Source organism: Streptomyces torulosus (genome assembly GCF_001419765.1).
Lineage (GTDB): Bacteria > Actinomycetota > Actinomycetes > Streptomycetales > Streptomycetaceae > Streptomyces > Streptomyces torulosus.
Genome location: NZ_LIRK01000189.1, coordinates 25242 through 37975, shown reverse-complemented (window position 1 = coordinate 37975; position 12734 = coordinate 25242). Strand labels below are relative to the sequence as shown.

The following is a 12734-nucleotide window of genomic DNA, read 5'->3' as shown; positions in this document are numbered from 1 at the left end:
CGGTAGGGCCGGCGGCTTCGCCCCGCCCAGGGCGGCCGGGCCCGCACATGCGTCGGCGCCGGCCACCGAGCAGGCGGCCGGCGCCGACGAGGACGCGTCTCAGGGGTGGGGCGGGGTCACTCGCCGGGCCTGATGCGGCCACGCCAGGCTCCGGACTCGCCGCCGCGCTTCTCCATGTACTCCTTGAAGCGCCGCATGTCGCCCTTCACACGCCGGTCGATCATGCCCAGCATGTCGCCCGCCTTCTCGATGCCGCTGGGCTCGATGTCCATGACGAGCTCCACCCGGGTGTGCGTGTCGTCCAGGCGCTCGAAGTGGACCGTGCCCTTCTGCTTGGTGTCACCCGTGGTCGTGCGCCATGTGATCCGCTCGTCCGGAAGCTGGTCGACGATCTCGGTGTCGAACTCGCGCTTCACCCCGCCGACCTTGGTCGTCCAGTGGTTGTGGCGGTCGTCGATCTGCCGGACCTCCTCGACCCCTTCCATGAACTGCGGGAACTCCTCGAACTGGGTCCACTGGTTGTAAGCGGTGTGGACGGGGACCTCGACTTCCACCGCTTCCTTGACCCTGCTCATCTGAGACCTCCTCGATGCGGTTCTCACCCCGACCGGACCGTCACGGGGCCGGACCGGGGCCTCTGCACGGCGACCGGGTACCCGTGGATCACTCGCCTACGACCGATGCCGCGATCGGATCTCCTCCGGGACGGTCGCGACCGCGCCGACCGGGGTCCCCCGTCACCGGGGGCGGTCGACAAAAGGTCACGTCGTCACGGTTGCGAACGCCGGGTTTGGCGTGAAAATGGGGCCGCGCGATGTGTCTGCTTCGTGACGAGGTCGGGCTCCCCCGGTGGGACAGCGCACTCCGCTGGCAGGGGTCCAGCGGACGCCGGGGCGGCATCGGCGGCGGTGGCCGCCGGTGGCGGGACCGATCCGCTGGTCGCCGACGCGGACGGGAAGGCGGCAGCCATGGACTGGTGGCGGGACGCGGCATGTGCCCACGAGGACCCCGAACTCTTCTTTCCCGTGGCCGTCACCGGGGCCGCCCTGCGGGATCAGCAGGCCAGGGCGAAGGCGATCTGCCGGCGCTGCCCGGTGATCCACCCCTGTCTGACGTGGGCGCTCCAGGCGACCGGCGCGCAGGGGGTTTGGGGCGGTACGTGCGAGGAGGAACGGCGCGGGCTGCTCCGGGGTAGGGCCCAGGGAGAATCGGCGCTCGGCGTCACCGGCTCGGCGTGAATCGGTGAAACGGGTCGGCCGCGGCCCTCGTCGCCCGTGGGACACCCCCGTCCGACCGCTGCCGTAGGCTGGCCGTAACAGCCATGCGGGCTTCTCGTCTTCGTCAGCCGTCAGCCGTTCCCGACCACTGTGAACGAACGAGGTCGACGGGCGGAACCGGGCAGTCCCCTTTCGACGGGGCTTGGTGTGACGGTGTACGAAGACCCGGCGCGCATGCTCGTGGCGCTCACCCGGGCCAGCCATCTGACGACGTTCGAGGAGATGTCCGCCCTCGTCGCGACGCACGCGGAGCGTGCCGGACTCGGCCGGACCAGTATCTTTCTGGCCGATCTGCAGCAGGACGTGCTGCGGGAGGTGACCGGCCGCGGCATCGACGCCGGAGACGGCGGCGAGGAACTCCGCGTCGACGCCACTCTGGCGGGCCGGGCCTTCCAGAAGGGCCTGGGCGGCGCGGTGACCGACGGACGCGGGCGGCACTGGATCCCCGTGGTGGACGGCACCGAACGCCTCGGGGTGCTGCGCGTCGACGTCACCGCCGCCGACCCGGACCGGGAGGCGATGCAGGACCTCGCGTCCCTGCTGGGGCTGATGCTGGTGTCCAAGCGCGGCTACAGCGACTCCTACGCCCGCCTCACCCGCACCCGGCGGATGAGCCCCTCCGCGGAGATGCAGTGGACCCTGATGCCGCCGCAGACGTTCTCCGACGGCAGGGTGACGATCGCGGCCGCGATGGAACCGGCGTACGAGACCGCCGGGGACGCCTTCGACTACGCCCTGGCCGCGGACGTCGCCCATCTGGCCATCTTCGACGCCATGGGCCACGACACGGCCGCAGGGCTCACCGCGAACCTGGCCATCGCCACCTGCCGCAGCCACCGCCGCCGGGGAGCCGGACTGTCCGAGGCGGGCAGCGCGGTCGAGGCGGCGCTCCTCGAACAGTTCCGGCGCAGCCGCTACGCCACCGGCATCCTCGCCGACCTCGACCTCACGACCGGGTACCTGAGCTGGGTCAACTACGGGCACCCCCCGCCCGTGCTCATCCGCGGCGGCCGCTGGGTCACCATCCTGGCCTGTCCGCCCACCCACCCCCTCGGCACCGACCTGGGCCTGTCCGCCACGGTCTGCCGGGAGCAGCTGGAACCGGGCGACCGGCTGCTGTTCCATACCGACGGCGTCACCGAGGCGCGCGACACCAGCGGACACGAGTTCGGCCGCGACCGCTTCGTCGACTTCGTCGTCCGCCACCACGCCGACGGCGTCCCGCTGCCCGAGACACTGCGCCGGCTGGTCCACGCGGTCCTCGACTACCACGACGGATTCCTGGCCGACGATGCCACAGTCCTGTGCTGCGAGTGGCACGGCAATACGCCGCAGTGACACTCGATCCGGGGCCCGTCACCCGTTGCCGGTCCGTTGCCCGTGACCAGCGGGCGTGCCGCAGGTGCGGAGGTGGGCGTCTGCTGGAGTTGGCGGTGTGCGGGAGGTGGCGGTGTGCGCGAGGTGGCGGTGTGCGGGAGGTGGCCGTCAGTCGCCGTGCCGACGGGTCCCGTTCCGGTGGCTCCGGCCCGCTACCCCGGCTCCGCTGTGCCGCTGCCGGTCGGCCGCCTGTCCGTCCGCCGACCGTCCGTCCGCCGCCTGCCCATCCTCCGCCCGGCCGTTCGCCGTCGGCTCCGCGCCGTCCTGCTGACGCAGGCGTATCTCCACGTGGCCGTCGGTGATCCGGGTGTCGAAGGCGGGCTGGGGCGCGGTGGCGGGGCCGCGTACGTTCCAGCCGTCCGAGAGGCGGAAGACACTGCCGTGCCAGGGGCACTGGACGCATCCGTCCGCGACGATGCCCTCGGACAGCGGTCCCGCGAGGTGGCTGCACCGCTCGGCCAGCGCGTGGAGCGTCCCGCCGGTCTCGCGTACGACCAGGACCGGCACGTCGTCCACGGCACGCCGTACGGCCCGGCCGACGGGGAACTCGTCGACGGTGCCGATCCTGCGCCAGCCCTGCGACACGACGTGCGGGACCTCTTCGGCGTGGTTGGCGCCGGACGCCTGGCGGTAGGCGAGGTGGCCGCCGAGCATGCCGCCGGCGCCGACCGCCGTCAGCCCCAGGAAGCCGTAGGCACGGCCGGCGAGCGTACGGCCCCGGGCGCGTGAGACGAGCGAGGCGGCGTAGAGGCCGACCGCCGCCACATTGGCTGCGGCGTGCACGAGTCCGACGCGCTGCTGCTGGCGGTGGAGTTCCGCCCAGTCGACGGCGCCGGCCAGGGCGGCCGGAGCGGCGGCCGCCAGTCCGACGCCGACGAGGAGGCCGGCCTCACGGGAGCGGCCTGGCCGCAGATCCAGGACGGCGGCGGAGAGCCAGCTGCCGATCGGCACCTGGACCAACAGGGGATGGACCGGGTGCCCCAGCCAGCGGCCGTGCAGCACGTCCCGGCCGCGCCCCAGCGGCAGGGACCGCACCCGCTCGCGGAGCACGCCGATCACCGCGTCGCCCCGTGGCTCCCGCTCCAGCCGGTCCAGCAGCCACAGGACCCGGTTCTGCGCCGTCCGACGACGTGATGTTGCGCTCATGACCTGCGGGTCCCCGCCGCTAGCGACGGCAAACAGCCGGGCCGATCGCACACCCGATCCCAACATGCACCATTCACCCGATTGGATAGCTTTGTGAAATATGTAATAGTTATGCCTGCGAGACCTCTACCCGAGGGAGTACGGCCGCATGATCCACGGAGCCCACCCGAACGCTCCTGTCACAACCCGCCACGTGAACATCGCCCGCGCCCGTGACTGCGACAACTGTCGCGGCTGGGGAAGCGTCGTCAACCAGGGACAATTCGAACTCTGCCCTGCCTGCCAGAGCCCGGCCCAGACCCCGTGAGGACGTTCAGCCTTCCGCAGCGCGCCGAGGGCGCCGGACCGTTCGTCACGCGGCTCACCTGGCAGCCGCCCGGCGGCGGTACCGCCATCTGGGAGTCGCGGCTCGCCCGGCGCCGCGGACTCATCACCGTCCATCCGCCCGGAGCGACCGCCGCCCATCAGGCCAGGGCCGACGACACCGCCGTCGCCCGGCTGCGCAGGCTCAACGCGATCGCCGCCACCGCGTTCGTCCTCGGCGGAGCGCTCTTCGCCGTGGGCGCCGCCGTCGCCCAGTTAGGCTCCGGCGACGCCACCACCTGCGCGTCGATCTACTTCGTCGGCGGCCTGTGCTTCACCACCGGCGGCTATGTGTCCCTGCTCCAGGTGATCAACGCGCCTCGCCATGTACCAGGGGGCGCAGGCGCTCTGGTCACCCAGCGCTGGCGATGGTGGAGCTACGAGCCGGCGCGGGCCGACTGGCTGAGTACGTTCGTGCTGTTCGCCGGCACCCTGGTGTTCGCCGTCAACCTGCTCGACTCCTTCCTGCAGGGGCTGACCGTGCAACAGATCAACCGTCTGATCTGGGCGCCCGACGTGATCGGCTGTGTGCTGTTCCTGATCTCCGGGCACCTCGCCCTCGTCGAGATCTGCCACGGTCGACCGCGCCTGCTGCCGCGCGACCTCGGCTGGTGGATCGTCGCCGTGAACCAACTCGGCTCCGTCCTCTTCATGGTCGCGGCGATCGCCACCTACAGCCGCCCGACCACCGGCGACCTGGTCAACGCCGACATCGCCAACTGGGGCACCCTCACCGGCGCCCTCTGCTTCCTCGCCGGCGGCCTCCTCCAACTCTTCGAACGGCCCTAGCCATCCAGGCTCATCGGGTAGCCGTCGGCCCATGCCGGACGGCGAACACCCGCTGGGCCGTCCGCCCTCTCCCGCTGTCGAGCCCCGCTGTCGAGCCCCGGAGCTTGGACCTGGCGAAGGCGGTCGCTCTGCCGGTGGCCGGAGTCGCGGCACTCCGTTCGCTGCGCGCCGCCGGGCTCGGGCCGGGCAGAAGGGTGTTGATCACCGGGGCCTCCGGTGGGGTGGGCCGGTTCGCCGTCCAGTTGGCGGCGCGGGCCGGCGCCCACGTGATCGCGTCCGTGGGTTCACCGGCCCGCGGAGAGGGGCTGGTCGAGGTCGGCGCCGACGAGGTGCTGATCGGCTTGGAGGGACTCGACCGACTGGTCGACGTGGTCATCGACAGTGTCGGCGGCCCCCCAACTGGTCGCGGCAGGGAACCTGCTCGCTCCTGGGGGCAGCATGCAGAGCGTCGGCTGGACTTCCGGTGAGCCTGCGGTCTTTCCTCCGTATGCGACCGTCGGCCCGTCCAAGTCGCTGACGTCCTTCGTCATCGAGGGCGACACCGGCCCGGACCTGGCCGCCCTCACCGATCTCGCCGCTGAGGGAGCCGTCACCGTCGAGATCGGTTGGCAGGGGCCCTGGGACCGGTTCGCCGAAGCCGCCGAGGCCCTGCGCGGGCGCCGGGTCGCAGGAAAGGCGGTGCTGCGGGTGTCACGCGGTGAGCCACGCACGTCGGCGTTTCACCCGCAGGACTGGCAGAGTCCTGCGACCGGCGAAGCCCTTACGCGTTCAGCGCCGCCAGCACCACCGACTTGGCTTCCTCCTGGATCTGGGTCAGGTGGTCGGGGCCGTGGAAGGACTCGGCGTAGATCTTGTAGACGTCCTCCGTGCCGGAGGGGCGGGCCGCGAACCAGGCGTTGGCGGTGGCGACCTTGATGCCGCCGAGGGCGGCGCCGTTGCCGGGGGCCTCGGTGAGGACCGTGGTGACCGGTTCGCCGGCGAGGGTGTCGGCGGTGACCTGGCGCGGGGAGAGCTTGGCGAGCAGGGCCTTCTCCTCGCGGGTGGCCGGGGCGTCGACGCGCGCGTAGGCGGGGGCGCCGAACCGGTCGGTGAGCCCCGCGTAGTGCTGCGACGGGGTCCTTCCCGTGACCGCCGTGATCTCGGAGGCGAGCAGCGCCAGGATGATGCCGTCCTTGTCGGTGGTCCACACCGAGCCGTCGCGGCGCAGGAACGACGCGCCCGCCGACTCCTCGCCGCCGAAGCCGAGCGTGCCGTCGGACAGGCCGTCCACGAACCACTTGAAGCCGACGGGGACTTCGACCAGTTCACGGCCGACGTCCGCCGCGACCCGGTCGATCATGCTGGACGACACGAGGGTCTTACCGATCCCGGCACCGGCCGGCCACTGCTCCCGGTGGGAGAACAGGTAGGAGATCGCCACGGCCAGATAGTGGTTGGGGTTCATCAGGCCGCCGTCCGGGGTGACGATGCCGTGCCGGTCGGCGTCGGCGTCGTTCCCCGTGGCGATGTCGAACCGGTCGCGCCGCTCGATGAGCGAGGCCATGGCGTACGGCGAGGAGCAGTCCATGCGGATCTTGCCGTCCCAGTCCAGCGTCATGAAGCGCCAGGTGGGGTCGGTGAGCGGGTTCACCACCGTCAGGTCGAGCCGGTGCTGTTCGGCGATCCGGCCCCAGTAGGCGACGGAGGCGCCGCCCAGCGGATCGGCGCCGATGCGCACACCCGCGGAGCGGATCGCGTCCAAATCCAGCACGGCGGGCAGATCGGCGACGTAGGTGCCGAGGAAGTCGTGGCGGCCGGTGCCGGGGGCGGCGAGGGCACGGGTGTACGGGATGCGCCGTACGTCCTTCAGGCCGCCGGTGATGATCTCGTTGGCGCGGTCCTGGATCCAGGAGGTCGCCTCGGAACCGGCGGGGCCGCCGCTCGGCGGGTTGTACTTGAAGCCTCCGTCGGCGGGCGGGTTGTGCGAGGGGGTGACCACCACGCCGTCGGCGAGGGCCGAGGTGCGACCGCGGTTGTGGGTGAGGATGGCGTGCGAGACCGCCGGGGTGGGCGTGTAGCCGTCGGCCTGGTCGATGAGGACGGTCACGTCGTTGGCGGCGAACACCTCCAGCGCCGTGATCCGCGCCGGCTCGGACAGGGCGTGCGTGTCGGCCCCGAGGAAGAGGGGGCCGTCGGTGCCCTGGGCGGCGCGGTACTCGCAGATGGCCTGGCTGGTGGCGGCGATGTGGTCCTCGTTGAACGCCGCCGCGAGGGACGAGCCGCGGTGTCCCGAGGTGCCGAACGCCACCCGCTGCCCGGGCTCGGCCGGGTCGGGGTGCAGCGCGTAGTACGCCGTGACCAGGCGGGCCACATCGACGAGGTCGTCGGGTCCGGCGACCTGCCCCGCTCGCGCGTCCTGCATTTCCCGCTCCTCCGCAAGGGTCGACCGTTGGGTACGGCCCTCATTCTCCCCTGCCGGGCCCGTCGGGACGCGCACCGGGCGGACGTTGTGGCGAACGTTGTGGCCCACGTCCCGCGAGTGCGACGATGCGGGTCGGCCATCGAAGGGACACCGACGTGACGCAGGAGCGCCAACGGCCGCCCGCCGCCGTACTGTTCGACGCCCTGGGCGCCGACTACGAGAGGGCCTTCGCCCATGCCCCGGCGCATCTGGCGGCGTTGGAGTGGCTGATCGAGCGGCTGCCTCCCGGCGCGCGGACGCTGGACGTGGGCAGCGGCACCGGGCGGCCCACCGCGGCGGCGCTGGTGAAGGCGGGGCACTCGGTGCTGGGGGTCGACGTCTCCCCCGTCATGGTGGAACTCGCCCGACGCCAGGTCCCCGAGGCCGAGTTCCGTCGCACGGACGTCCGTGAACTCCCGCTGGAGGCGGACTCGTTCGACGGCGTGTGCGTGTTCTTCTCGCTGCTGCAGATGACCCGCGCCGAACAGTCGGCCGTGCTGCGGCGGCTGGCCCTGGCCCTGCGGCCCGGCGGGCATCTGGTGCTGGCCACCGTGCCGGCGGACGTCGAGGACGTCGAGGTGGTCTTCATGGGCCAACCGGTCCGCGCGACCAGCTTCGCCGAGGACGACGTCGTCGCCACGGTGGAGGCGGCGGGCCTGACGGTGCTGTCCCGGCACACCACCCTCTTCACCCCGGACCACCCGGGCTCCGGCCCCGAGCCGCACCTCTTCCTGCACTGCCGGCGCGACGGGACCGACCGCTGAACCGAGGACGCGGGGTGCGGGCGGCCACCCCGGTCCGCCGAACGGCTCGCGGGGGCGGGCCGCGCCGGGGCGCGTGCGCCCGCGGGTGCGGTTACCGTCGGCGGTATGGGCAGTGATCTTGGTGGCTGGCGGCGGTGCCTGCTCGGCGGGGCGGTGTTCGCCGTGTGCATGGTCGGCACGACGCTGCCGACCCCTCTCTACGGCCTCTACCAGGAGAAGTTCGGCTTCTCCGAGCTGACGGTCACCGTCGTCTACGCCGTCTACGCCGTCGGGGTCATCGGGGTGCTGCTCCTGGCGGGCGATGTCTCGGACTCCGTGGGCCGCCGCCCGGTGCTGCTGTGGGGGCTGGGGTTCGCGGCAGCGAGCGCCGTCTGCTTCCTGTGCGCCACCGCGATGGGCTGGCTCTACGCGGGACGGCTGCTGTCGGGCCTGTCGGCGGGCCTCTTCACCGGGGCCGCCACGGCGTACGTCATGGAACTGGCGCCGCCCGGCGGTTCCTCGCGTGCGACGTTCGTGGCGACCGCCGCGAACATGGGCGGCCTCGGCTGCGGTCCGCTGCTGGCGGGGGTGCTGGCCGAGTACGCCGACTGGCCGCTGTATCTGCCGTTCGCCGTTCACCTCGCCCTGGTGGCCTGCTCGGCCGTCGTTCTACTGCGGCTTCCGGAAACCGTGCGGGAGCGTCGTCCGCTGAGCACCGTACGGCCCGAGCGGCCGGGCCTGACCCCGGGTGTCCGGGCGGTGTTCGCGCCGGCGGCGACCGCGTCCTTCGTGGGGTTCGCGCTGTTCGGGGTGTTCACATCGGTCAGCCCGGCCTTCCTCGCGCAGTCCCTGGGCGTGCGCGACCACGCGGTGAGCGGTCTGGTCGTCGCGCTGGCCTTCTTCGCGTCCACCGGCGGGCAGTTGGCCGTCGGCCCGGTCGGGGTCGGCCGGTCGCTGCCGCTGGGGTGTGCCGCGCTCCTGACCGGTCTGGCGCTGCTGGCGGGTGCACTGCGGTGGGATTCGCTGCCGCTGGTCGTGCTGAGCGCGCTCGTCGGCGGCGCCGGGCAGGGGCTGGCGTTTCGCGGGGCGCTGTCGGCCGTGGCCCGCGCCGCCGAGGCGGACCGTCGCGCGGCCGCGATCTCCGCGCTCTTCGTGGTGGCCTACACAGGCATCTCCCTTCCTGTCATCGGGATGGGGCTGCTGACGGAGCCGATCGGCCTGGAGAGCGCCGGCCTGGTGTTCATCGCCTGCATGGCGCTGCTGGTGTCGGCGGCGGGCCTCTATCTCCTGCGCCGCCCGGTGCCCGCGCCGGAGGCCGGCGGGGTGCGCTGAGCGTCCGGCCCGACCGCGGCGGGGCGCCGTCTCGATCCGGTGCCCGCGCGGGTCGGACCGGTGCCCGCGCGGGTCGGACCGGTGTTCGCGCGGGTCAGTCCGGTGTCCGCGCTGTGCGGTCCTGTGCCCGCGCGGGGCGGTAGCGCTCGGCGAGCCGGGCGAGGGCGACGGCGCCGAGCAGGAGACCGAAGTCCCGCAGAGCGACGTCGTAGTAGCCGGGAATGGTCAGCAGGTTGACGATGATGCCAGCGAGCCAGCCGGCCACGAGCCAGCCGCCGAACCGCGGGGCGAGGGCGACGGTGAGGCCGGCGACGATCTCGACGACGCCGACGGCGTACATGGCGGCCTGGGCGCTGCCCGGGACCAGGTCGTCGATCCACGGGGCGAGGTAGGTCGGCCAGTCCACGAGCAGGTTGGCGAACTTGTCCAGGCCGAACAGGATCGGCGCCACGGCGAATCCCGTCCGCAGGATCCAGAACGCCTGGTAGGCGGGGTCGGCGGCCAGGGCGCGCCGAGGCGTGACCGGTGTGGTGCTGAGGGTGGACGGCATGACGCCCCTCCTTCTATCGACAAGGTTCACTATCAATAGAAGCCTTGTGCATCTCTTAAGTCAATGACTGTTGGTTTTACACTGGTGTGCGTGGACCACTCGAACGAAGCACCCGGCGGTGATGTCTCCGCCGTCGCGGCCCTGGACGAGCCGACGCGCCGACGGCTGTACGACCACGTGACGCGGCAGTCCGGCCCGGTCGGCCGGGACGACGCCGCCCGGGCCCTGGGTCTGGCGCGGCAGACGGCGGCCTTCCATCTCGACCGGCTGGCAGCCGAGGGGCTGCTGGAGGTGGTGTACGAGCGGCGCAGCGGACGCAGCGGCCCGGGCGCCGGCCGGCCCGCGAAGCTGTACCGGCGCTCCGGGAGGCAGATCAGCGTCACCCTGCCCGAGCGACGCTACGAGCTGGCCGGGCGGCTGCTGGCGCAGGCGGTGGAGGAGTCCGACGCGACAGGCGAAGCGGTCCGTGAGGTGCTGCACCGCAAGGCGACGGAGCTGGGCGAGCAGTTGGGCGAGCGGGAGACCGCCGGGGTGATGGACCTGCTGGAACGCCACGGCTTCGAGCCGTGCCTCGACGGGGAGGCGATCGTGCTCGGCAACTGCCCGTTCCATGTGCTGGCCCGCGAGCACACCGAGACGGTGTGCGGAATGAACCTGCATCTGCTGCGGGGCGTGCTGAGCACGCTCGGCGAGGACGGCTGGGAGGCCCGCCTCATGCCCTCCCCCGGCCACTGCTGCGTCCGCCTGCTGCCCGTCGCCTGACCGTCGCGCACCGGAGGGGAAGCACACCGGGGAGGCCGCCGTCAGCGCTTCCACCCCGCGTAGGGGCCCTTTCCGGTCGGCTCAGCGGTTCCGGTGCCGGGTCGGCTCCGTGGGCGCCGGCCGGGTCGCCGTAGGCTCCGTGGCCGCCGGCTGGGTCGCCGCCCAGCCGGCGAGCAGCCTCAGACGGTCCTCGGAGGCGGTGCCCGGCTCGGCGGTGTAGAGGGTCAGGTCGTGGACGACGCGCGGCGACAGGGGGAGGTCCAGGGCGCGGTACGCCAGGTCCAGGCCGCCCACCTCGGGGTGCCGCAGCCGCTTGACGCCCTCGTGGCGGCTACGGACGTCGTGCGCGGCCACATGGCCCGGCGCAGCGGGCACGGCCGACGGCAGGGCACGGTACGACAGCCCGGCGAGGAAGCGGCCGAGCGCATCGGTCACACTCGGTGCCGCGGACCACGCCCCCGTTCCCCCACCTCTCAGGGACCCACCATGACGACCTTCGCCCTCATCGGCGCCGGTGCCGGCCTCGGACTGGCCGCCGCCCGCCGCTTCGGCACCGCCGGTCACACCGTCGCCCTCATCGCCCGCGGCGTCGAGCGCCTCGACGCCCTGACCGCCGAACTCGCGCGCGACGGTGTCCAGGCCCGCGGCTTCACCGCCGACGCCCTGGACCCCGCGTCGCTGGCCACGGCCCTGCGGACCGCCGCCGACGCCCTCGGCCCCGTCGAGATCCTCCAGTACAGCCCTGCTGTGCGCGCCGACTTCATGAAGCCGGTCCTCGACACCACCGCCGACGACCTCGACGCGCCCCTCACGTTCTCTGTCAAGGGCCCCGTCACCGCGGTGAACGCCGTCCTGCCCGGCATGCGCGAACTCGGCCGCGGCACACTCCTGTTCGTCAACGGGGGCAGTGCCGTACGCCCCCACCCGGAACGCGCCGGCACCTCCGTCGCCTTCGCCGCAGAGAGCGCCTACGCGCGTATGCTCCACGACACGCTCGCCCCGGAGAACATCCACGCCGCCCAGCTGATCGTCCCCGGCGCCATCCACCCCGACTCCGAACACAGCAACCCCGACACCCTGGCCGGACGCCTCTACGCCATGCACACCGAGCGGGACGGCTTCCGCCACTACGCCGAGGCCCTGCCCGACTGATCCGCCCCGACGGGCGCCGACCCGACGGGCGTTGGCGGGGTGGCGGGCCCCCGGTTCAGCGGCGTCCGCCGAACTCCCAGTCGTGGACCTCGATGTCGGCATACCGGTCCGCGGTCAGGACGGCACGCGCCTCGTCCGGGTCGGTGGCCCTGACCAGCACGGCCGTGCCCAGCCAGGTCTCGCCGTCGTCGGACAGCAGCGGCCCGTACGCGACCAGCCCGTCGTGGCCGGGCGGCACGGTGAGGTCGGCGGGCCCGCCCGAGCCGAGGCCGAGCACCAGGTACCGGTTGCCGCCGGCCCGGCCACCGGGGAACTCCCACATGGTGCGCCCCAGCAGATTGCGCCACCGGCGCAGCAGGACGTCGCGGTAGGCGCCCGCCTGGTAGTTGGGTTCGTCGAAGGCGAACGCGCGGGCGGCGGCGGGATCCGGCAGGTCGACGATGTGGACACTGCCGGTGGGAGTCTCGCCGTCCTCGGCGAAGGTCGGGCCGCGGGCGATCAGCTGTTCCGCGTACTGATCCATGTAGGACCAGTGCGCTTCCACCAGCTCCTCACGCAGGGGGAGGGAGCCGGGCCGGTCGCGGTGGTAGCAGAGGAACTCCATGGACACAGACCCTCGCCGACATCAGGCGCCGCCTCAACCGACTTTCGTGATCACGGGCGCAGGGCCCTGTCCTGACCCACGCCGAGCGTGGTCCTGACGACCGATCGGTAGTACGTACTCCCCCTACGTGCTTCCCCGGATGCGTCGGGCCCACCGCCGATCTTTGATCGGGTCATCGAGGGTAGGCCGGGATTCCGGT

The 12734-nt window shown here is 72.7% G+C and carries 14 protein-coding genes and 1 pseudogene; 9 read left to right on the top strand and 6 right to left on the bottom strand.

Annotated features, from left to right (window positions below):
* Positions 1 to 116: 116 nt before the first annotated feature.
* Entirely contained in the window at positions 117 to 575 is a 459-nt protein-coding gene (locus AOK23_RS13890; RefSeq protein ID WP_055713019.1) for an SRPBCC family protein, read from the bottom strand.
* Positions 576 to 908: 333 nt separating this feature from the next.
* Here AOK23_RS13890 and AOK23_RS13885 point away from each other — a divergent pair, with 333 nt between their 5' ends.
* Positions 909 to 1238, top strand: a complete 330-nt coding sequence (locus AOK23_RS13885; protein WP_420823707.1) for a WhiB family transcriptional regulator — start codon at positions 909 to 911, stop codon at positions 1236 to 1238.
* Positions 1239 to 1424: 186 nt separating this feature from the next.
* The gene (locus tag AOK23_RS13880; RefSeq protein ID WP_420823706.1) at positions 1425 to 2615 is read left to right on the top strand and encodes a PP2C family protein-serine/threonine phosphatase; all 1191 of its coding nucleotides are present in this window, start codon (positions 1425 to 1427) and stop codon (positions 2613 to 2615) included.
* A 147-nt stretch (positions 2616 to 2762) separates the two neighbouring features.
* Here the strand turns inward: AOK23_RS13880 and AOK23_RS13875 are convergent, their stop codons facing one another.
* The gene (locus tag AOK23_RS13875) at positions 2763 to 3800 is read right to left on the bottom strand and encodes a Rieske (2Fe-2S) protein (protein WP_055713018.1); all 1038 of its coding nucleotides are present in this window, start codon (positions 3798 to 3800) and stop codon (positions 2763 to 2765) included.
* 303 nt (positions 3801 to 4103) lie between these two features.
* Between AOK23_RS13875 and AOK23_RS13870 the strand changes: the two genes are divergently transcribed.
* The 3 genes and pseudogenes from AOK23_RS13870 to AOK23_RS49730 form a co-directional block, all read left to right on the top strand.
* Complete coding sequence (locus tag AOK23_RS13870; protein WP_055713017.1) at positions 4104 to 4952, top strand: hypothetical protein; 849 nt, start codon at positions 4104 to 4106, stop codon at positions 4950 to 4952.
* A gap of 104 nt (positions 4953 to 5056) precedes the next feature.
* Positions 5057 to 5419, top strand: coding sequence for an MDR/zinc-dependent alcohol dehydrogenase-like family protein (locus tag AOK23_RS49735; protein WP_055713016.1), 363 nt, complete (start codon positions 5057 to 5059; stop codon positions 5417 to 5419).
* Positions 5391 to 5576, top strand: a pseudogene (locus AOK23_RS49730) (zinc-binding dehydrogenase); the annotation flags it as partial. The gene AOK23_RS49735 and the pseudogene AOK23_RS49730, both read left to right, overlap by 29 nt.
* Positions 5577 to 5712: 136 nt before the next feature.
* Here the strand turns inward: AOK23_RS49730 and pgm are convergent.
* Complete coding sequence (gene pgm, locus AOK23_RS13860; RefSeq protein ID WP_055713015.1) at positions 5713 to 7353, bottom strand: phosphoglucomutase (alpha-D-glucose-1,6-bisphosphate-dependent); 1641 nt, start codon at positions 7351 to 7353, stop codon at positions 5713 to 5715.
* 125 nt (positions 7354 to 7478) lie between these two features.
* Between pgm and AOK23_RS13855 the strand changes: the two genes are divergently transcribed.
* Entirely contained in the window at positions 7479 to 8156 is a 678-nt protein-coding gene (locus tag AOK23_RS13855; protein WP_055713014.1) for a class I SAM-dependent methyltransferase, read from the top strand.
* A 105-nt stretch (positions 8157 to 8261) separates the two neighbouring features.
* A complete protein-coding gene (locus AOK23_RS13850; RefSeq protein WP_055713013.1) occupies positions 8262 to 9467 on the top strand; it encodes an MFS transporter in 1206 nt (401 codons plus the stop codon).
* 94 nt (positions 9468 to 9561) lie between these two features.
* Here the strand turns inward: AOK23_RS13850 and AOK23_RS13845 are convergent, their stop codons facing one another.
* Positions 9562 to 10017, bottom strand: coding sequence for a hypothetical protein (locus AOK23_RS13845; RefSeq protein WP_055713012.1), 456 nt, complete (start codon positions 10015 to 10017; stop codon positions 9562 to 9564).
* A 63-nt stretch (positions 10018 to 10080) separates the two neighbouring features.
* On the opposite strand from AOK23_RS13845, the gene AOK23_RS13840 reads away from it, so the two are divergent.
* Positions 10081 to 10779, top strand: a complete 699-nt coding sequence (locus tag AOK23_RS13840; protein WP_206336199.1) for a helix-turn-helix transcriptional regulator — start codon at positions 10081 to 10083, stop codon at positions 10777 to 10779.
* Between the two features lie 81 nt (positions 10780 to 10860).
* Here AOK23_RS13840 and AOK23_RS47845 read toward each other — a convergent pair whose 3' ends face one another.
* Positions 10861 to 11214: an MmyB family transcriptional regulator gene (locus AOK23_RS47845; RefSeq protein ID WP_240496380.1), complete on the bottom strand. Its 354-nt coding sequence runs from the start codon at positions 11212 to 11214 to the stop codon at positions 10861 to 10863.
* A 51-nt stretch (positions 11215 to 11265) separates the two neighbouring features.
* Between AOK23_RS47845 and AOK23_RS13830 the strand changes: the two genes are divergently transcribed.
* On the top strand, positions 11266 to 11931 hold the full coding sequence (locus AOK23_RS13830) for an SDR family NAD(P)-dependent oxidoreductase (RefSeq protein WP_055713010.1): 666 nt from the start codon (positions 11266 to 11268) through the stop codon (positions 11929 to 11931).
* A gap of 55 nt (positions 11932 to 11986) precedes the next feature.
* Here AOK23_RS13830 and AOK23_RS13825 read toward each other — a convergent pair whose 3' ends face one another.
* Positions 11987 to 12535 (bottom strand): YciI family protein, encoded by a 549-nt coding sequence (locus AOK23_RS13825; RefSeq protein ID WP_055713009.1) that lies wholly within the window; start codon positions 12533 to 12535, stop codon positions 11987 to 11989.
* Positions 12536 to 12734: the final 199 nt, after the last annotated feature.